This window comes from Moraxella sp. K02, assembly GCF_041154755.1.
Lineage (GTDB): Bacteria > Pseudomonadota > Gammaproteobacteria > Pseudomonadales > Moraxellaceae > Faucicola.
Window position 1 is genome coordinate 327,721 of sequence record NZ_AP031590.1, and the last position, 19,815, is coordinate 347,535.

Annotated in this window: 16 protein-coding genes and 1 pseudogene; 12 read left to right on the forward strand and 5 right to left on the reverse strand. The window is 45.2% G+C overall.

Features of this window, described 5'->3' with window-relative positions; genetic code table 11:
- The first annotated feature begins 4 nt into the window (after positions 1-4).
- The 3 genes and pseudogenes from ACAM39_RS01505 to ACAM39_RS01515 all read left to right on the forward strand — a co-directional run.
- The gene (locus ACAM39_RS01505) at positions 5-805 is read left to right on the forward strand and encodes a tRNA threonylcarbamoyladenosine dehydratase (protein ID WP_472828215.1); all 801 of its coding nucleotides are present in this window, start codon (positions 5-7) and stop codon (positions 803-805) included.
- 45 nt (positions 806-850) lie between these two features.
- Complete coding sequence (locus tag ACAM39_RS01510) at positions 851-2,518, forward strand: GAF domain-containing hybrid sensor histidine kinase/response regulator (RefSeq protein ID WP_369627969.1); 1,668 nt, start codon at positions 851-853, stop codon at positions 2,516-2,518.
- Between the two features lie 183 nt (positions 2,519-2,701).
- Positions 2,702-3,013, forward strand: a pseudogene (locus ACAM39_RS01515) (cation:proton antiporter); the annotation flags it as partial.
- Between the two features lie 59 nt (positions 3,014-3,072).
- Here the strand turns inward: ACAM39_RS01515 and ACAM39_RS01520 are convergent.
- Complete coding sequence (locus ACAM39_RS01520) at positions 3,073-4,263, reverse strand: iron-containing alcohol dehydrogenase (RefSeq protein ID WP_159675837.1); 1,191 nt, start codon at positions 4,261-4,263, stop codon at positions 3,073-3,075.
- 394 nt (positions 4,264-4,657) lie between these two features.
- Between ACAM39_RS01520 and nemA the strand changes: the two genes are divergently transcribed.
- On the forward strand, positions 4,658-5,782 hold the full coding sequence (gene nemA / locus ACAM39_RS01525) for an N-ethylmaleimide reductase (protein ID WP_369627970.1): 1,125 nt from the start codon (positions 4,658-4,660) through the stop codon (positions 5,780-5,782).
- A gap of 211 nt (positions 5,783-5,993) precedes the next feature.
- Here the strand turns inward: nemA and ACAM39_RS01530 are convergent, their stop codons facing one another.
- On the reverse strand, positions 5,994-6,917 hold the full coding sequence (locus ACAM39_RS01530; protein ID WP_369627971.1) for a LysO family transporter: 924 nt from the start codon (positions 6,915-6,917) through the stop codon (positions 5,994-5,996).
- Positions 6,918-7,191: 274 nt separating this feature from the next.
- On the opposite strand from ACAM39_RS01530, the gene ACAM39_RS01535 reads away from it, so the two are divergent.
- From ACAM39_RS01535 to ACAM39_RS01560, 6 genes are all read left to right on the forward strand, one after another.
- Positions 7,192-8,265, forward strand: a complete 1,074-nt coding sequence (locus tag ACAM39_RS01535) for a DUF475 domain-containing protein (protein WP_369627972.1) — start codon at positions 7,192-7,194, stop codon at positions 8,263-8,265.
- Between the two features lie 329 nt (positions 8,266-8,594).
- Entirely contained in the window at positions 8,595-9,170 is a 576-nt protein-coding gene (locus ACAM39_RS01540; protein WP_369627973.1) for a TerD family protein, read from the forward strand.
- 176 nt (positions 9,171-9,346) lie between these two features.
- On the forward strand, positions 9,347-10,099 hold the full coding sequence (locus ACAM39_RS01545; protein ID WP_369627974.1) for a TIGR00266 family protein: 753 nt from the start codon (positions 9,347-9,349) through the stop codon (positions 10,097-10,099).
- Between the two features lie 102 nt (positions 10,100-10,201).
- The gene (locus ACAM39_RS01550; RefSeq protein WP_201664865.1) at positions 10,202-10,810 is read left to right on the forward strand and encodes a TerD family protein; all 609 of its coding nucleotides are present in this window, start codon (positions 10,202-10,204) and stop codon (positions 10,808-10,810) included.
- 312 nt (positions 10,811-11,122) lie between these two features.
- Complete coding sequence (locus tag ACAM39_RS01555) at positions 11,123-12,214, forward strand: hypothetical protein (RefSeq protein ID WP_369627975.1); 1,092 nt, start codon at positions 11,123-11,125, stop codon at positions 12,212-12,214.
- Positions 12,211-12,486 (forward strand): RnfH family protein, encoded by a 276-nt coding sequence (locus tag ACAM39_RS01560; RefSeq protein WP_159374121.1) that lies wholly within the window; start codon positions 12,211-12,213, stop codon positions 12,484-12,486. The genes ACAM39_RS01555 and ACAM39_RS01560 overlap by 4 nt, the downstream gene beginning before the upstream one ends.
- Positions 12,487-12,572: 86 nt before the next feature.
- Here ACAM39_RS01560 and ACAM39_RS01565 read toward each other — a convergent pair whose 3' ends face one another.
- Positions 12,573-12,956: an outer membrane protein assembly factor BamE gene (locus ACAM39_RS01565; RefSeq protein WP_369627976.1), complete on the reverse strand. Its 384-nt coding sequence runs from the start codon at positions 12,954-12,956 to the stop codon at positions 12,573-12,575.
- 321 nt (positions 12,957-13,277) lie between these two features.
- Here ACAM39_RS01565 and fur point away from each other — a divergent pair, with 321 nt between their 5' ends.
- Positions 13,278-13,715, forward strand: coding sequence for a ferric iron uptake transcriptional regulator (gene fur, locus ACAM39_RS01570; RefSeq protein ID WP_050325439.1), 438 nt, complete (start codon positions 13,278-13,280; stop codon positions 13,713-13,715).
- Between the two features lie 152 nt (positions 13,716-13,867).
- Here fur and murJ read toward each other — a convergent pair whose 3' ends face one another.
- Together murJ and ampD are read right to left on the reverse strand one after the other, a co-directional pair.
- Positions 13,868-15,457, reverse strand: a complete 1,590-nt coding sequence (gene murJ / locus ACAM39_RS01575) for a murein biosynthesis integral membrane protein MurJ (RefSeq protein ID WP_369627977.1) — start codon at positions 15,455-15,457, stop codon at positions 13,868-13,870.
- 10 nt (positions 15,458-15,467) lie between these two features.
- Complete coding sequence (gene ampD, locus ACAM39_RS01580) at positions 15,468-16,046, reverse strand: 1,6-anhydro-N-acetylmuramyl-L-alanine amidase AmpD (protein WP_472828216.1); 579 nt, start codon at positions 16,044-16,046, stop codon at positions 15,468-15,470.
- Positions 16,047-16,227: 181 nt separating this feature from the next.
- Here ampD and ACAM39_RS01585 point away from each other — a divergent pair, with 181 nt between their 5' ends.
- Positions 16,228-19,356, forward strand: coding sequence for a DUF2339 domain-containing protein (locus tag ACAM39_RS01585; protein WP_369627979.1), 3,129 nt, complete (start codon positions 16,228-16,230; stop codon positions 19,354-19,356).
- The last annotated feature ends 459 nt before the right edge of the window (positions 19,357-19,815 follow it).

Here is a 19,815-nt window from a genome sequence, read left to right on the forward strand (position 1 = left end):
AACCATGACAATGACAGCTGAGATGACGCCTGATATGACATTAACTGACGCGCAATACCAACGCCGTTTTGCCGGCACCCAAAAACTGTACGGTGCCGCGCAATTTAGTAAGTTTGAGAATTTGCATGCGTATGTGGTGGGCGTGGGTGGGGTGGGCTCGTGGGCAGCTGAGGGGCTGGCTCGTACAGGTGTGGGCGAGATGACATTAATTGACATGGATGTGCTAGTAGCCTCCAATGTCAATCGACAATTACCCGCTACCGATAGCAATTTTGGTAAAAGCAAAATTGAAGCCATGGCAGAACGTATCAAAGAAATAAATCCCCACATCAAATTACATTTGATTGACGATTTTTTGAGCAAAGATAACGTACAATTGTTAATGCCTAACCGTGCTTTGCAATCACAGCTTAAACAGTCAGGTAAAGAGCTTGTGGTATTAGACTGTGTTGATGATATGAATGCCAAGCTTGCGCTTGCCTTGCATTGCCGATTCAATAAATTAAAATTAATTATGGCAGGCGGCGCAGGTGGCAAGACGGATCCGACCCAAATTCAGGTGGCAGATCTTAAGGATACTTACCAAGATCCGTTACTGGCTAAAGTCAGACAGCGACTTCGTCAAGATTATGGTATCAATCGTGCGATGAAAGAAAAATTCGGTATTCGTTGTGTTTTTTCATCACAGCCGCCGATTGTTGATAAGTCCTGTCAAGCAGGTGGTTTGCATTGTGGCGGCTATGGATCGGCCGTTGCCGTGACCTCAGTTGTGGGGATGATGTTGGTTGCTGAAGCGTTAAAATAACCTCAGCGTTTAATTTTTATCACGTAGCAGGACGGTGTTAACGAGATGATATCATATCCTATAGCAAGCAATGAAAAACAGCGTCTAGCGGTATTGGATCAGTACCATATCATCCATACAAATAAAGAAGGCGAATTTGAGCGTATTAGTGCTTTGGCTAAGGCGTTTTTTGGTACTAAGATTGTCGCTATTACTTTTTTGGATGCTGATATCCAGTTTTTTAAGTCAAGAATTGGTTTGAAAGAACATTCAACCAGCCGTGATGTTGCTTTTTGCAATTACACCATTACACAAAATGACACCTTTGTCACCCTTGATACTCACCAAGATACGCGATTTAAAAACAATCCTTTGGTTACCGGTTACCCTTATATTCGGTTTTATGCTGGCGCACCTATCGTAGTGCACGACAGTCAAGGTAGGGAATTTGCTTTGGGCGCGCTGTGTGTGATTGACGACCAGCCGCATCAAGATTTTGATGCCAATCAACAACGCGTGCTAGCAGATTTGGCGGCGATGGTGAGTGATACCTTAAAATTACGGCAGCAGCGTTACCAAGCTGAGCGCGCCGATGAGGTAAAGACCGCATTTTTGGCCAATATGAGTCATGAAATTCGCACGCCGATGAATGGTATCATGGGTATGCTTGAATTGCTTGAGCAGACACCGCTTGATACGCAGCAGCAACACTATATCAAATCGATTAAAGCGTCCAATGAGCATCTGCTTACCATCGTCAACGATATTTTGGATTTATCCAAAGTAGAATCAGGTAAGATACGTTTTGAGAGTATCCCCGTTGATTTAGCACAGCTATGCCAAGACGTGTATCAATGCTTTTTAGCCCCTGCAAAAGACAACGGCGTGGAACTAACCTTCGATTACCCTGACAACTTGCCCAAATATGTCAACACCGATCCGGTGCGCCTGCGACAGATTTTAATCAATCTAGTCAATAACGCCATCAAATTTACCCCAAAGCAGGGTAAAGTGACCATTCAAGCAATGAAAGGCTGTGATAAGCATCAAATTAAATTCAATGTGATTGATACGGGCGTTGGCATCAAGCCTGAATCATTGGCAGTGATTTTTGATGCGTATAATCAAGCTGACAAGTTTACCCATCGTTTATATGGCGGTACAGGGCTAGGGCTATCTGTGTGCAAAGCGTTGGCAGAAGGGATGGGCGGCACGATTAAGGTAACCAGTGAAAAAAATAAAGGCTCGACCTTTACCCTATCTCTACCAATGATAGCAACTGATGAAATCAGCTATCAGCAGTGGCACCAAAGTCATGACGAAACCACAATACAACCGCTAGAACGTCTGCCTGCCCATGTTCTGCTAGCAGAAGACAATGAGCTAAATGCCATGGTCGCGGTCAAAAGCCTAAAAAAATATGGCTATGAAGTCACCCGAGCCAAAGATGGGTTAGAGGCCGTCAACTTTTATAAAGCTGACCCCAGCAAATATCACATTATTTTGATGGATCATCAAATGCCCATCATGGATGGGGTGGAAGCCACCAAAATACTCAAACAGTCGTTCAGTCAGTTGCCGCCCATCATTGCAGTGACGGCACATGCCATGCATGGGGATAAAGAAGTATATCTTAATGCGGGTATGCAAGATTACTGTACCAAGCCCTATAAGCCTGAAGCGCTTGATGTGATGATTCAGCGCTGGCTGCATCATGTCGCCAACAAAGTTTAAGAGATATTAATCACAATATTTGCTTGCATTTGCGCAAACAATTGCTTACGGTAAAACCCTACCACAGTTTGTGGTAGGGTTTTATTTTTGTTGAAGTATTTTTGCTTTGTCACGGCTAAAAATGGCTTTGGTGACAGTGTTTTATAGAATTAAGAGCTAAAAAAACGCCTATGGGAAATTTTAATCGTGGTATTGATGTCGGGCGTGGTATGTGGTCTGGGGCTACCTGCAGTAATGAATGCGTTTTATCATAACCCCAACGAACGCACGACAGGTTTTGCAGGGTGGTATCAAAGGCTAGTTAAACGCTTTAATCGCAAAGGCTACCAGTATGTGCTCAGCGAGGATGAGCAGGGCAATGAAGTCATTACCCGTCACCAGCCGCCGCCTGTGGTGATTCAAGAGACGCCTAGCAGTGTCGGTATGGCTTTGCCACTGCCAAAAGTAATTGATAAAGATGGGCATGATGAATTAGCTCATCCCAATGGTTTTTAACTGTTGGCATAAAAAAAGACCTAGCGATTGGCTAAGTCTTTTTTTATAGGATTAGATGATTAAATAGCTGCGCGCAAAATCCGCTCAGACACTGCCAAATCATTGCTACGATGTTCACCGAGTTTGACCATATTATGTTCTTCTAATTGGCTCAAAATTGGCGCGATTGCAGACGCGTCAAGGTCGGCATCTGACAATCTCACCGGTAAGCCAAGCTCGCGGAAGAAGTTTTCGGTGTTGACAATCGCTTGCTCGATTTTATCCTCATCGCTTAGATTAGAGTTGCCTTCAGTGATATGCCAAACGTTTTTGGCATACTGTAGCAGCTTGTCTTTTTTGCTATCTTTGAGCTCACGCATCACCCCAGGCAACACAATGGTCAAGGTGCGGGCGTGGTCAATCCCGTGTAGGGAGGTTAATTCATGCCCAATCATATGGGTGGTCCAGTCTTGTGGTACGCCCGTGCCAATGAGACCATTGAGTGCCATTGTCGCTGTCCACATGATGTTTTTACGCGTTTCCATGTCATTAGGGTTGGCTTTGACGGCACGGCCTTCTTCAATCAAGATTTTGAGCAGGCTTTCAGAGAAACTATCTTGGACTTTGGCGTTGACTGGGTAAGTCAGATACTGCTCCATCACATGCACAAACGCATCGGCAACGCCATTCATCACTTGACGCTCAGGTAGCGTCAAAGTTTTGGCAGGGTCAAGAATGGAAAACTGCGGGAATACCAGCGGGTTACCAAAGGGCAATTTGGCATGACGCTCGCTATGGTTGATAACGCCGCCTGAATTCATCTCTGAGCCTGTTGCAGGGATAGTTAATACAGTACCGAGCGGTAGCGCATTTTGAATATCACGGGTATATCCTTTTAATGCTTCCCACGCTTTTTCATGGTCTTTGTCGTCATCTAAGGTGGCAGTCAATGCAACAAATTTGGTGCCATCAAGTACTGAGCCACCACCGACAGCGAGCAAAAAGTCAATGTTGTTGGCATGTACCATATCGACGGCTTTCATCAAGGTATTAAATTCTGGATTTGGCTCAATACCGCCAAATTCAAAGATTTCACGCTGTTTGCCTTGTAGCGCGGTTTTGACCTCATCGAGTGTGCCGGTTTTTTTGGCAGAGCTACCGCCATAGGTGATAAGTACACGGGCATTATCAGGGACAAGATTGGCGAGTTCTTTGATTTGACCTTCGCCAAATACGATACGCACAGGGTTGTAATATTGGAAATTATTCATGGCGATCCTTAAGAAATTGTTATTGTTAAAACATTGCCACTTGTAAAAATGTACCATGGCACTTATTAAGTAAACGTTAGCTCAAACACAGCGCTATCATAGAATAAAATAGTGAAAGCAATTGCAATAATTTGTCTAAAACTCGCAAAAGCTTTTTAAAAACAAATGCTTTTTAAAAACAGATGCTTGCTAAAACCTAGTCTTTGCGCAAGCTTCTAACAGCAGATTAACCTGTGAAAATTACGCTGTGACGACGTTTGCTAGCAACGTATATAAGTCTAAAATCCTTATAAACAAGGATGCTGCAGCAATTTTTTTATCAAGTTTGTTATGACTTGAAACTAGCAGCGTCCAATAACTCAACGAAAGATGAATTAACAATCACGAGGAATGTATGTCTTACTCCGCTCTTCTATCACCGATTAACGTGGGCGCGATGCGCTTGCCCAACCGCGTCTTTATGGCGCCATTGACCCGTCTGCGTAGTGCTGATTTGCCAGATGGAACGAAAGGGATTGGTGGCTTGCCAACGCCACTCATGGCAACCTATTATACCCAGCGCGCTAGCAGTGGTTTGATTATCACAGAAGCCACTGATATCTCAGCCGATGCCAAAGGTTACGCAGGTGCGCCCGGTGTTTTTAGTGCCGCACAAATTGCAGGCTGGAAAATGATTGCTGATAGCGTACACCAAGCAGGCGGTCATATCGCGATGCAGCTATGGCACACAGGGGTAGTATCGCATTATAGCTTGCGCCCACAAGGTCAGCCGCCTGTATCAGCATCAACCGTGGATTTGGGTGATGCGGTACGCACCTCATTAAAAGATGACGAAGGCAAAGTATACCGTGTGACTGCCACGCCAGCGCGTGAGATGACCACCGCAGAAATCAAACAAACCGTCGATGATTTTGCCAGTGCTGCACGTAATGCGATTGAAGCGGGCATGGATGTTATTGAAATCCACGGTGCACATGGGTATTTGATTCATCAATTCTTGTATGAGAGCGTCAACCAACGCAGCGATGAATACGGTGGTAGCTTAGAGAGCCGTATGCGCTTTTTGAAAGAAATTTTAACCGCAGTCACTAGCGCGATTGGCAGTGACAAAGTGGGTATCCGTATCTCGCCACTGGGTCAATTCAATGGTGTGGATGCCGGTAGCGAAGACGATGCGTTAGCAATCATCAAACTGATTGATAGCTTTAACCTAGCCTATTTACATATTTCTGAGCCAGACTGGGCAGGTGGAAAACCCTTTACGGTAGAATTCCGTCGCCAAATTCGTGATGCTTATCACGGCGTGCTTATCGGTGCTGGTGGCTATACAGCAGAAAAAGCAGACGCGCTAATTCGTGATGGCTTAATTGATGCCGTCGCATTTGGTCGCAGTTATATCGCAAATCCAGATTTGGTTGAGCGTTTTCAGCAAAATGCGCCGCTTAATAAAGCGAACTCAGCCACTTTTTATGGTGGCGATCAAGAAGGCTATACCGATTATCCTGCATTAGCCCAATAATCCTACTAGCGAAAATAATCGTATTAGCGAATACAAAGACCCCGATCGTGTGATGACATGAGCGGGGTTTTTTATGGTGAGTGAAAAAACAAACAAATTTTTTTACTAAACTTATCTATCATGAAAGGTCTGCATTATGTGACCGTAAGGAGTACGTATGGCGACCAGCAAGTTGAGTTTTGCGCGTATTAATTTAATAAGGGTTGTGCTATTAGCCAAAACTTGAAAATACCACCATCAATACTGGTGAGATGATATTGACCAAAAACCCAAAGCTCATGGCAAGCGGTACCACTTCATTTCCCCCTGAGCTTTGGATGATAGGCAAGGTAAAATCCATGGTGGTCACCCCGCCCAAACCCACCGCTGTGGTGGGGTATTTGCCAATCAGCATAGGGATAAACAGTAGCGCCATAAACTCACGCAATAAATCATTGAGCAATGCCACACTTCCCCAAACTGCGCCATACGCATCGGTCATGATAATTCCCGACAACGAATACCAGCCATAGCCAGAGGATAGCGCTAACCCTTGGGTGAATGTTACATCAGGCATTATCAATGCGTACAGTAAACCACCGACAGCCACACTGAGACAAAAAATCACACAGGCTTGTACGCCGCGTTTATTGACCAATACCTGCCGTAACGTCATCCCCGAATGCGACAACTGAAAACCCACCAATAAAATCAGTAAAATCAACAAGCCCTTGATAATGCCATCAATCGGCAAATCCGTTATTGGCAAAAATATTGGCAGCAATTTGCCCAGTACAAAACCTAACACCACACAGCACAACTGAACGAGACTTCCTGTGATGCTAAAACCTGCTTGGCTATGCTCATGGGGCAGGGCACGTTGCCAAGGATGCAGCCTGTCAAATATCAGCAAACTGATAAAACCTGCCCCTAGGGTACAAATCGCCAATACCGCCACATTGGTACCAATAAACCCAATCTGCGCGCCTAAGTCAGGAATATGCGACAACGAAAGACCAATAAAGGTTAAAATCACAAACACCAAGTTGGTCAGTAGCTTGTCTACCAGCGGCATGAATCGTTGCGGTAATGGCAGTAAAAACCCGACCACCAATGGGGTAAGAATCAGAACAAGGGTGATAAAGTTTTCTAACATACCGCGACGCTTCCAGACAGGGTTTAAACACAGGCTAATCGCAATATTTTGCAGTTAGCGCTTGGTTTAAAAAATTAAAAGTGGCTATTGTACCCATAAATGCATCAAGTTGGCGAATATTTGCCATAATGCGTGGTTTAAGCGTGCAATCAATTGCTTGGTAACACATTTGTAGTATGATTGAGCAAATAGTTGTGTAAGATAGTCACATCCAATCATCTTATGCGTTAGATGACTCTATTAGCCGTTAATTTTTTCAATTTGTAGGATTGTTATGAGACATTTTTATTTCGATATTGTCTTTACCACGATTGCATTGGCAATTGCAGCGTGGTGGGGTTTTTCACATGGTGGTGTCAGTGCCATGCTCTCGGCGTTATTTATCACCTTTATTCTGGCAGTGATGGAAATCTCGCTGTCGTTTGACAATGCCGTGGTTAACGCCTCGGTACTCAAAACGTGGGATAAGTTTTGGAAAATGATTTTCTTGACTGTGGGTATCCTCATCGCGGTATTTGGTATGCGTCTGGTATTCCCGATTGTCATCGTCGCAGTGACTGCCGATATGGGTATGATGGACGTCATCAATATGGCGCTTAACAACCCCAAGGAATACTCTGCCAAACTGATGGAGCATCATGCAGAGATTGCCGCATTTGGTGGGATGTTCTTGTTGCTCGTCTTTTTAAACTTCATCTTTGATGAAAAAGAAGTGATGTGGTTTGAATGGCTAGAGCGTAAGCTTGCGCGTTTTGGCAAGGTCGATGCCATGAGCGTGTTTGTGGCATTGGTACTACTAATGACCGCCTTATATTGGGTGGAAGACGCCAAAAAATCAGTGGTGTTAACCGCAGGGGTATTTGGTATTTTGATTTATCTAGCCACCAATGTGTTATCAAGCCTTTTAGAAGGGGCGGACGATGATGATGAATCAACCACTGATGTAATTGAGGGCAAAGAAGTAGCGGGCGCGATTGCCAAAGGCGGTATCGCAGGCTTTTTATACCTTGAAGTACTCGATGCGTCGTTTAGTTTTGATGGGGTGATTGGTGCGTTTGCCATTACCAATGACGTAATTATTATCATGCTTGGCCTTGCTATTGGTGCGATGTTTGTGCGTTCCATGACCATTTTCTTGGTAGAAAAAGGCACGCTCGATGAGTTTGTTTATCTAGAACATGGCGCGCATTATGCGATTGGCGCGTTGGCGGTCATCATGCTATTGGCAACCGTGCATATTGAAGTGCCAGAAATCGTGACGGGTTTGATTGGGATTGCCTTTATCGTATGGGCAGTGATTAACTCTATCAGTTACCGTAAACGCGAAGAAGCCTTGGCGAAACACTAAAAGATACTAAAAAGACTGGGGCTCATGGCTAACAGTAACGGTATTTAAGATGCTGGCTTGTGCTTAATATCCCTTAAGCTTTTGACACATAAATATAACAGCTTAATGTAGCCGAATAGTGGACAAATTCTATCACCAAAGGTATAGTTAAAACGTGAGTTTCGGCTCACGTTTTGTTTTTTTAGGCGATTTTTTACGGTGTCTGAGACTTTTAGTCTGGGCGCGCTTTTGGTCTGGTTCTTGTAGTCCGAGCGTGAAAGGCGCAGCGCATAACAACGGACATCGATTTTCTTATTTGACTGCAAAAATTTATTACAAAGGATAAAACAATGGCAATTAGCTTAACCAAAGGTGGTAATGTTAATTTATCAAAAGAAGCACCGAATTTAACCAACATAGCCGTCGGTCTTGGCTGGAACCCACGTGCCACTGACGGGCAAGCCTTTGACTTAGACGCGGTCGCGTTTTTGGTCAATGAATCGGGTAAAGTACGGGCAGATACAGATTTTATTTTCTTTAACAACCTAAAATCATCCGATGGCTCAGTAGAGCATACGGGTGATAACCGCACCGGTGAAGGCGATGGCGATGATGAAGTCATCAAAGTAGATTTAACTAAAGTCCCAGCCGATGTGAGCAAAGTGGTATTTTGTGCGGTGATTTATGATGGTCAAGCGCGTAACCAAAACTTTGGCCAAGTAGCAAACGCTTATATTCGTGTGGTGAATACCCAAGGCGACGCTGAAGTGGCTCGTTATGATTTGTCAGAAGACAGCAGCACCGAGACAGCAATGATTTTTGGTGAGCTTTATAAGAACAATGGCGAGTGGAAATTCCGCGCGGTTGGACAAGGTTTTGCTGGCGGCTTAGGGCCATTGGCTGCGTCATATGGCGTTGCTGTTTAGTTTTTTGGCTAAAACTTTTTAAAATTTTTTTAACAATGGGGTGGCATCGGCTTGCCCCTTTTTTTCAACATAACCATTTTTTCAGCCTGAGCGCTTTTTTGAGCCTAAGCGCTTTTTTCAGTGCAGCTACTTTTATTATCATTTTTGATACCTAGTCTATAAGGATACATTAATTTATGGTAGCGACGTTTAGTACGATTGGGACGATTGAGCCATTTTTGCATTGTAATCTCAAAAAAGGCGATTCGATTTATTGCGAATCCAATGCCATGGTCATGATGGAGTCAAATCTTGAGCTTAAAGGTCAAATGCGTGGCGGCGTCATGCAAGCTTTGATGCGCCGATTTGCCAATGACGAGTCGATTTTTCAGCAGCAAATTGAAGCGGTAAATGGTGAGGGTGACTGCTTACTCGCGCCTACCCTTGATGGTGATATGCAAATCTTAGACGTCGGCGCCAATCAGTATACGCTCAGTGACGGTGCCTTTGTGGCAGCGACCCATAGCGTTGATTTGCGTGCCAATATCCAGCGCAATTTAGGCGGCGCTATATTTGGGGATACGGGTGGCTTTATGGTCATGCAAACGCAAGGTCAAGGTCAGCTCGTGGTATCTGGGTTTGGTTCTTTGTTTGAGATTGATGTCACGCCTGATAAAGATGTGATTATTGATAATGGTCACGTGGTATGCTGGGATAGCCGACTGCAATATAGCCTGTCAATGGCGACCAGCCAGAAAAAAGGCTTTTTGGGCAATATCATTAATTCAGTCACGAGTGGCGAAGGCATGGTACTAAAGTTCTCAGGTCAAGGCAAAGTAGTGATTTGCTCGCGTAACCGTGATACTTATCAAGGCTGGATTCAAAGCTTATTGGGGTCAAACTCAGGCGGACGCGGTGGCAATGAAGGTATTTTGGGCGGTTTGTTATAGTCAGTTTCTGCTAAACCGTTGTTAAACTCTTAAAACATAGCTAGACTAGATAGAATAGTAAAAGATATAGTAAATAATAGAGTAACAAATAAGGAAACCAACATGTCAGTGAATTTATCGAAAGGTCAAAAAATCTCGTTAGAAAAAGAAGCAGGTGGCGCACTCAGCCAAATCAAAATGGGTCTGGGTTGGGATGTCGGTGCTGCGCCGCAAAAATCAGGTGGATTTTTGGGTGGCTTGTTCGGCGGTGGCGGCAGTGGCGGCGGCAGCATTGACTTGGATGCGTCGTGTATCATGCTTGACGCCAACAAACAAATGGTGGATGCGATTTGGTTTGGACAATTGCAGTCAAAAGACAGTAGCATACAACACACAGGCGATAACCGCACCGGTGCTGGCGATGGCGATGACGAAGTGATTAATGTCAATTTATCTCGTATCCCTGACCATGTGCAAGCCTTGGTTTTTACTGTCAATAGCTTTACTGGTCAAACTTTTGCCACGGTCAATAATGCGTTTTGTCGTTTGGTGAATGCCAGCAATAACAGTGAAGTTGCCCGTTATGATTTGTCAGCCCAAGGCAGTCATACCGCGCTGATTTTGGCAAAAATTTATCGCCATAACGGTGAGTGGAAAATGCATGCCATTGGTGAAACCGCGTCAGGTCGTACCTTTCATGATTTGATGCCTGCGATTTTACCGCACGTGTAACCGCGCTTTTTAATGTGAAGCCATAAATAAAGAAAGCCCTGTGATACGCAGGGTTTTTTATTTTGACAGCTATTTTTGACAAGTTTGTGTGGATTTTGCGTTGGTGGGTTTTGCATACGGTGTGGGTTTGCTAAAATAGCGGCGATTTAGTTTTTGCAGCGTTTAATTTTAAATCACTTTTTTTAAAATCAGTTTTTTCAAAGTCGCTTTTTTTACAGTCATTTTTTTAAGTCACTTTTTTAAAATCACTTTAGCGAATTGACTCAAATAATTTTATGACAACAATCCACCGCTACAAAGGAATCCAACACCATGCCATTTAATCGTTTACAGCCGATTTTGATAGCAAGCTTGCTGCCGCTGCTGGTTTTTACTTGGTTTAGCCGTGACTACATTGGGCAGATTGATTTTTGGTTGTTGTGGCTAGTTGCGATGACCTTGGTCGGATTGCCATTGGTGTTTGCAGAGATTGGTTTGGCGCATCGTAGTGGTACGTCGCCGCTGGTCGGTTTGCCCGTACTGACCCGTGAAGCTGACGTTTCAACGGTTTGGCGTGGGTTTGGTTGGCTGACTATTGTGTTGTTGCTGGCGGTTGTGGGGCATTTACTGGCAAGTAGTGGCGAGATTATCCATCCGCAGGTGAGCAATATTGCGCTGCCTGCCTTGTTAGCCATCATGACGCTGATAGTGATTGGTCTGAGTTTTATCAAGCATTTGGCAGGTTGGTTGGCGGTCGGCTTTGCCGTTGTCGCTTTGGTGGTCAATGTCATGCAGGGTGGGTTTGTCGCGTGGCAGATGACAGCGACGTCCTTGACAGAGTGGGCAGGGGCGGTAGTGTTGGCGCTAGTCTGTGTGGGCGCAGGTACGGGACTATACTGGCATGCGCGCACCCACCAAATGCTCACGATGAGCACTACGGCGACAGATCAAGCACGCGAATCCGCAAGTCGCTATGTATTACCGGTGTGGAGTTTTCAGTTACTAGCGGGTGCGCTAATTGCCATGACTTTATCGCCAAATAGCGCGATGGCGGCAGGGCTGAATGCATTAGCGATGCTGGCAGGGGCGGCGTATTTGCTACATATCTTGACCCATCAAGTGTCACTACGCTGGCAACAACAGCAATTTAACTTTTTGGCATTGGTGGTGTTGGCAGTGCTTAGTCTTGCGCTAGCCATGGTACCAACCGCTTGGCTCAATCAGCTGATTATTGTAATAAGTTTAGTTACGGCGGTATGGCTAGCCATATTTGCAGGGTGGCAAATGAAAATTAGCCATTTGCGCAAATCATTGAATTTTAGCTCGGAAGGCTTATATAACCTTTGGCGCATTGCGGTGCGCATTATTGTGCCATTGGCGGTGGTTTTGGCGATGGTGGGGTGGGTGCTAGGATTGGCAAAATGATTACTGTTGATATAGCCTTTGCGCCCGATAGCCAAACACAGTTGCGGTTAACCCTGCAACTCGCCGATGATAGCCGGGTGATTGATGCAGTCAATGCCACAGGCTGGCAACAGCAGTATCCGCAGATTTTTAGCTATAGTGTCGGTGTGTTTTCCCATAAACTAGACTGGCAAAGTGCTATCAACACAGGTGATAGAATCGAAATCTATCGCCCTTTGACCATCGACCCGCAAAACAAACGCAAATTACTATCTAAAAAGTTCAACCGATAAGGGTGTCACCTAATATTATTGTGTAGCGCAAAAAAAAAGCCAATCATTGCCGTGATGCTGAGATTGGCTTTTTTAATCAAAAAAACTTACTGAGTCACCGCTGAGCGCTCGATGCTGGTGACAATACCATTTTGGTCAAAATAAATTTTGGCGTATTGTTGGGCGTTGTGAATCGCTGGCTTGTTGGCGCGTTTGGCGTTAGTACCTGGGGTAAAATCATACAGGTAATCCCAACGTACCGGATTTAGGGTGTCTCTAAAGGTTGGGCTACCGAGTATATACAGCACTTGATTGGCATTCATACCCACTTGCACTTGGTTTAATTTGTCTTCATGAATCGGCTTGCCTTGTGGGATATCGATTTTGTACACGCTAAACCATGAGCAACCTGGTAATACGCTGACGCTGCTAATTACGGCAACCAAAGGCAGGACTGCCAGTTTTTTTGATAGTGTTGTGATAGATGTCATTTGTCAAACCGCTTTGAGATGGTGAACGATAAAATTTACGACTTATCATACGTGATTTGGGTTTTTTTGCCTACCTATTGACCCCAAAATTTAAATTATTTTACATACAGTTAATGTTTGGGTGTAAAACGCCGCGGTGGTTTGGTATTTGGCGTTCTGGTATTTGGCGTACTTTGTCTCTAGTTTGCCTTTGCCTGTTATCTGTCAACGCGCGCTTTTGCCAGTGATGTCACGTTTTTTTACTGTGGGATTTTATCGAATTTGTTATTATAGTTATAATGTTCAGTTTATAAGCGACACCTAATAGGTGCGAGGATTTGTATGTCGTCTTTTACCAACCAAGATTTGCGTCGTGCCGGTTTGAAAGTCACGTTACCGCGTTTGAAAATTTTAGAATTGCTAGAAAAAGCCGAATCCCATCACATGAGCGCGGAAGATGTGTATAAAGCCTTGATGGAGCACGGTGAAGACGTGGGACTTGCGACCGTTTACCGCGTGTTAACCCAGTTTGAGCAAGCGGGGATTGTCGAGCGTCACAATTTTGAAAACAACTTGTCAGTGTTTGAAATCGCCAAAGATGAGCACCATGACCACTTGGTATGCGACCAATGCGGCAAAATCATTGAATTTCACAATGAAGAAATCGAAGCGCTACAAGAAAAAGTCGCCAAAGACTTTGGCTTTACCCTAGCAGGGCACTCGCTGGTACTGTATGGAATTTGTGACAACAAAGATTGTCAAAATTCGATAAAGCGCTAAAACATTGTAATGCATTGATAGGTTAATGCACTGATGTTTTGCTGCGCTAAAAAAAGCGCGGTCAAAAAAACTCAGTGACAAAACTCAATTAAAAAAGCGGCTAGATAAATTTTATTTAGCCGTTTTTTTGTCTGTTTTCCGTTGTCTATTGTTTATTGAACGCTATGATGCGGTCTTAGTTCTGATAGCCTAAAGCCAGCGATTAATAGCGCTGCGCCATACACCATAGCGCCCACCACACACAGCGCCAATAGCGCAACAATACGAATACCTTGATGCGCGGTAACGGGGAAAAAATGAATACCAGCGGCAAGTGCCAACCCCATTGCCCCATTTGCGATGGCAAAGATAACCGCTAATCGTCGCCAAGCCGCACCAAACCGATAAATACCTTGGGTATGTAAATAAAAATATAACAGCGCCGCATTGATAAAAGACGCCAGTGTATTGGCAAGCCCTAGCCCTGCATGGGGTGCGATTTGCCACTTTTTAAATAACCCAGCCAGTACTAGGCTTAGCACGACATTGGCAATCACGCTAATCACACCGACTTTGACAGGGGTGCGACTGTCATGACGGGCAAAAAAAGCCGGGGCAAATATTTTAATCAGCATAAATGCCAAAATCCCACCCGATAAGCACTGTAGCGCAAGCCCACTCATCATGGCATCTTGCCGTACAAATTCGCCATGTTCAAACAGGGATATCATCAGCACATTACTAATCATGCCAAGCGCGATGGATGCAGGTAAGCCGACCAACACCGTCAATCGCGTCGCCCAATCTAGGGTGTGTCCAAATTGTTGATGGTCGTCGCTTGCGATACTTTTGGATAGACTGGGCAAAATCACCGTGCCAATCGCCACCCCAATCAGCCCTAGCGGCAGCTCACTCATCCGCTCGGCGGTATATAGCCAAGAGACCGAACCATCAACCATGGTTGAAGCCAGTACCGTGTTGACCAGCATATTGATTTGGGTGACCGATACCCCAAACAGCGCAGGGAGCATGAGTTTTAAAATCCGTCGCACGCCGGGGTGACGAAAGCTAACCTTTGGCATCACGAGCAGCTGATGGCTATGCAGTTGCGGTAATTGAATCAATAGCTGCAGCAAACCTGCCACCGCAACTGCATAACCGACCGCCAAAATTGGCTTGGCAAGCAGCGGCGCTACCCAAATCGCGCCCACAATCATACACACATTTAAAATCACCGGTGCAAAGGCAGGCAAGGCAAACCGTCCCACGCTTTGCAATATACTACTAGCAAACGCAGTCATGGCGATAAATAACAAATAAGGAAAGGTGATACGAAGCAGCTCAACTGCCGTTAAAAATTTGCTGGGCTCATGCAGATAACCGACCGCAAACACAGCAATCACGGCAGGCGCAAAGATGACTATCATGGCGGTTAGACCTGATAAAATCAACAATAACGTACCTGCCACCCGACTGATAAGAATTTGAATGCCGAGCAAGGCTTTTTTGCTATCGGTCATGTCGTTATGTTGGGCTTGGTGCTGATAATCGGATAGTACAGGGACAAAAGCTTGGGCAAAGGCGCCTTCAGCAAACAGCCGCCGCAAAAAATTGGGCAATTTGAAGGCTACCAAAAACGCATCCATCATGCCGCCCGTACCAAACACGCTCATCAATACCATGTCGCGTATCATTCCCAAGATGCGTGACAACATGGTAAAAAAGCTAACAATCGCGGTGGATTTGACAAGTTTGTGAGACATTAAACAATTCTTAAAATTTATTAATCATGTTCCTTAGTTTCACCCAATCAAAATACAGCCCCGGGTCGGATTTGCGACCGCGCGCGATATCGCTGTGACCGGCTAGATGATTGATGGTTTTGGGATAAGCTTGATAAATCGCGGCAATCACGCCACTTAACGCTTGGTATTGCCTGTCATCAAACTCGCTATAATCATCACCTTCCAGCTCAATCCCAATCGAATAGTCATTGCAGTTTGGCACGCCCAAATAACTAGATTTGCCAGCATGCCAAGCCCGCTCATCAAAACTCACAAACTGCGTGACCCTACCATCACGCTCAATAAACAAATGCGCGGAGACCTGCTGCTGATAGATGGTTGCAAAATACGGATGGGCTTTGGGGTCTAACTGATTTTGAAAAAATGCACGAACAAAATGCTCGCCTTGGTCATCTTTTAGACCAAATTCACTCGGCGGCAAGCTGATGTTATGAATCACAATCAGATGAATATCATTAGGGTCGGGGCGCTCACCAAAATTGGGTGAGGCCACAAACTCGCATGGGCTTAACAAACCCTGCTCAATGCTAAATCCCGACATAACCATACCCCGCCCAATCATCCAAATGGTGTTTAAAATAGTTGATAAAACGCTACTCAATGCTGTGGCTAATTTAGCATAAAATTGGGCTTATCATCACCTTAACCGAAAAACACAGTTAAAAAAAAGCAATTTTGCAAAAAAATGGTATGCTATCGCTAAGCTGATAACAAGGGTAGAGCATCTGATGGATACGATTATAGCGGCGTTGATAATGGCAGTCGTGGGGGCGCTTTATAAAATTTTTGCCCAACAAAAAGCAATCACCAGGCTTGAATCCAAGCTCGACAACCTGCAAAAACAACTCGCTGACGTCATGGCAACCGTGTATATCCTAAGCAGCGAGGCAAAACCATCATCTACCCAGCAATCGGCAAGCGATATTCGCCAAAATCAGCCTGTCACTGAACCTATTACTGACCCTATCACTCAGCCCATCGGTCAAAACCCTGTCTCAGCGCCCCTTCCAGCCTTAGACTCTTTGCCAATGGCGAACACGCTTGACGCTTCGGTTAGTTCAAATCCGCCAACGGCAACGCAGCCGTCAGTGAATGACGCAGCCCCACCGCATCAACCCACTTTGTCACAGTCATCATCTCCTTCATTAAAAGATGATGAAAGTGCTACCACTATTGTGACATCGCTTTGGGCAAGTGCCACCCAATGGTTTTTTGGGGAAAACTTGGTGGTGCGTGTCGGTGCACTGGTGTTGCTAGTGGGCGTAGTGCTATTACTCAAACTTGCTAGCCAATATATTGAGGTATCGATGCCCGTGCGCATGGCGCTGGTAGCGTTGGGCGGCTTGGTGATAACGGCAGTCGGCTATCGCACCACTGCCAAAAAACGCAGTTATGGGTTGACTTTGCAAGGTGTCGGCTTTGCGGTGATTTATTTGACTGTGTTTGCGAGTTTTAAATTGTATGGACTACTACCATCAACCTTAACCTTCGGCGTGCTTGCGTTACTGGCAGGGTTAACAGTGATGTTTTCGGTGTGGCAAAATGCGCTGCCGCTTGCGGTCTTGGCGTTCGGTGGGGCGTTTTTTGCGCCGATACTGGTCAGCCGACCTGATGGTAGTGTGGTGATGCTATTTAGTTATTATTTATTACTCAATATATCGGTTGCGGTGATTGCCCATTATCGCACTTGGAAGCTGCTCAATGCGCTCAGCTTAGCGGTGACTTTTGGGCTTGCGTATGTGTGGGGATTTCGTGCATTTAGTGGCAACAGTGCAGGTGCAGGCTGGCTGTCATTACGCTGGCAACTGCTGGGATTATTGGTTGGGCACATGGCGCTGTACCTGTTTATTGCAGTTAGATACTCACAGCAGGTCGTAAGTTATAACCAAACGCTGCTACAAATGAACACGGGGGCAGCCAAACGCCCGATTCTATCGATAGATTCAGGATTATTGTTTGGCACCGCGTTACTAGGGTTTGGGCTGATGGCAAGCTTGCTCAATGATTTGCCTTATCATCTGGCCTTTGCTAGCAGTGCGTTATCGGCTATTTATTTGAGTCTAGGATTGTGGCTACTCAAACATCATCGTCGTAGCATCGTAGGCGACTCACAAGCCAACAACCACTTTAATAACAGCTTTGAGCTACTTATTGAAGCCAGCCTTGCGCTCGGCTGTGGGTTTTTGGCTTTGGTGATACCACTGGCGCTATCAGCCAAATGGATTAGTATCGGTTGGGCAGTGCAGGGTGCTGCATTGGTGTGGCTCGGTGCGCGTACCCAAAGACGCTGGACGGTATATTTTGGGTTGGCATTGCAAGCCTTTAGTATCCTGTTATTGGTGGGCTTCGATACCCTTATGCGGCGTTGGTATGGGCTACTTGATCAATTATCTATTCCGCACCAAGCGTCTATAGTGGCGGCTTCATCTACCTTGCCATTGACCGTATTGACGGCGTGTGTGCTGCTGTCTGCTTTTATTTTGCGTCACGGTAGGGTCAATATCGCGGCAGCCACGCACCAAACGGCAGCCACACCCCAAGCTAAATCTCAGCCTCAAACTCAACCTGCGGCAGTCAAAACGACGCATAAAAGGGTTCAAAAAATTGCTGATAATGCCAGTCACAGCTTTGTTGCCACCGCACTTGTGGTTGTCGGGTTTGTGCTGTATCTGTCGGCGATTTTATCCACTGACCCCTTTTGGAACAACGGTGGCAAAACCACCACTATCAAACTTGCCGTGGGTATGGCGGTATTTTTAATTGTGGGGCAACTGATGCATCAGCGTTTTGTTTGGCGCAGTATGCGTAAGGTGAGCCGCTTGATTTTACCGTTTGCGATGATGAGCTGGGTGCTAGTCTGTCTCACCCATGTTAAGGTCGAGACGGTTTTAGACTTAAACGATTATCATATCAAAGCATTTAGCGGGTTGGGGCGTTATTTGCTCGCCATGCTCGGCTGTTTAGCCATCGCAAAATTGCTAGGGGGGTGGCTGCTTAGTCGCTGGCACCGCGACCGACTGGATACAAGCGTTGACGCGCTCGTTTGGTTTTTGGTACTGATTGCCATGCTAACTTGGATGCTGCAACAAGTGCCATTTAATTATTGGCAGCATGCCCAAGAGCTTCGAGCCATTATCACTATTTTACCGACCGTGCTGGCTGTGCTGGGGCTGATGAGTTTGTTGTTGCTGCCAAAACTTCAGGCGCTGAGGGCTCGTTTGCTTGGTTGGTTAGCGGTTGATAGGCTACTTAAAAATAGCGCTTATATTTTGGTACCGATGACCTTTATTTGGAGTTTGTCTGCGAATTTTTCGTTAAGCGGTCAGCTGTTGGGTGTTTATCTGCCGCTGCTCAATCCGCTGGATTTGACCTTAATCAGCATTTTACTGTACCAATCTTATGTGGCACTCAAAGTTGATACCAACTATCGTACTATCGTTTTGGTGGCTTGCGGTCTAGGGGCATTCGTGACGGTTAGTAGTATGTTGGTGCGTGGGTTTGCCAGCGTTTGGGGGACACCGACGTGGGAACATGGTGCTTGGTCGGTCAGTATGGTACAGACGGGGCTGACTATCTTATGGACCGTCATAGCAATGGTATTAATGTTCTTGGCAAACAAAAAAGCCATTCGCTTGGTATGGTTTGCTGGTATCGCATTATTGACCATTGTGGTTGCCAAGTTGGTATTGATTGATATGTCGAATACCAGTGCGGTACTGCGTGTGGTGTCTTTTATTGGGGCAGGCCTGTTGATGCTCGTGATTGGTTATCTTGCACCTTTACCCCCCAAAGTAGCTAAACCCAAATCAGGTAAACTCAATTCAGGCAAACCCAATGCAGCCAAAAAAGATAAGTAGACCCCTGCTAAAAATCGTGAATAACGTGGGTTATTTGTCTTATTTACGGCAGGTAGGCTTAGCTAAATCCACAAAGACTTGCTGCCCAATTGTTTTTAAATTGTAACAGCTGGCTAGAATTTATCCAAAATATGGGTTCTCTTGTTAGTGGTTTGTAGCATGGTATAGAAGTTTTGAGTGGGTATTGTTAATATCCTTATAGGGCAAATCTTCCTATCAACCAAATTTTAAATCTAATTACTATCAATGAGTTAGAATGCTATTTATCATTTTTCTAACATAACAAATTAAGGTTGATACTGCCTACTGATGCTAACCATGTGATGCTATGGTTTTTTTAGATTAACTATAACTGATGGCTTTAGTTGATACCCAAACAGACGCTACGCTGTTTTTTTGGGTGATTAATCTGGTGCTTCGGGGTTTTTGTCAATGTCCATCGCAATGGGTTAGCTTGTA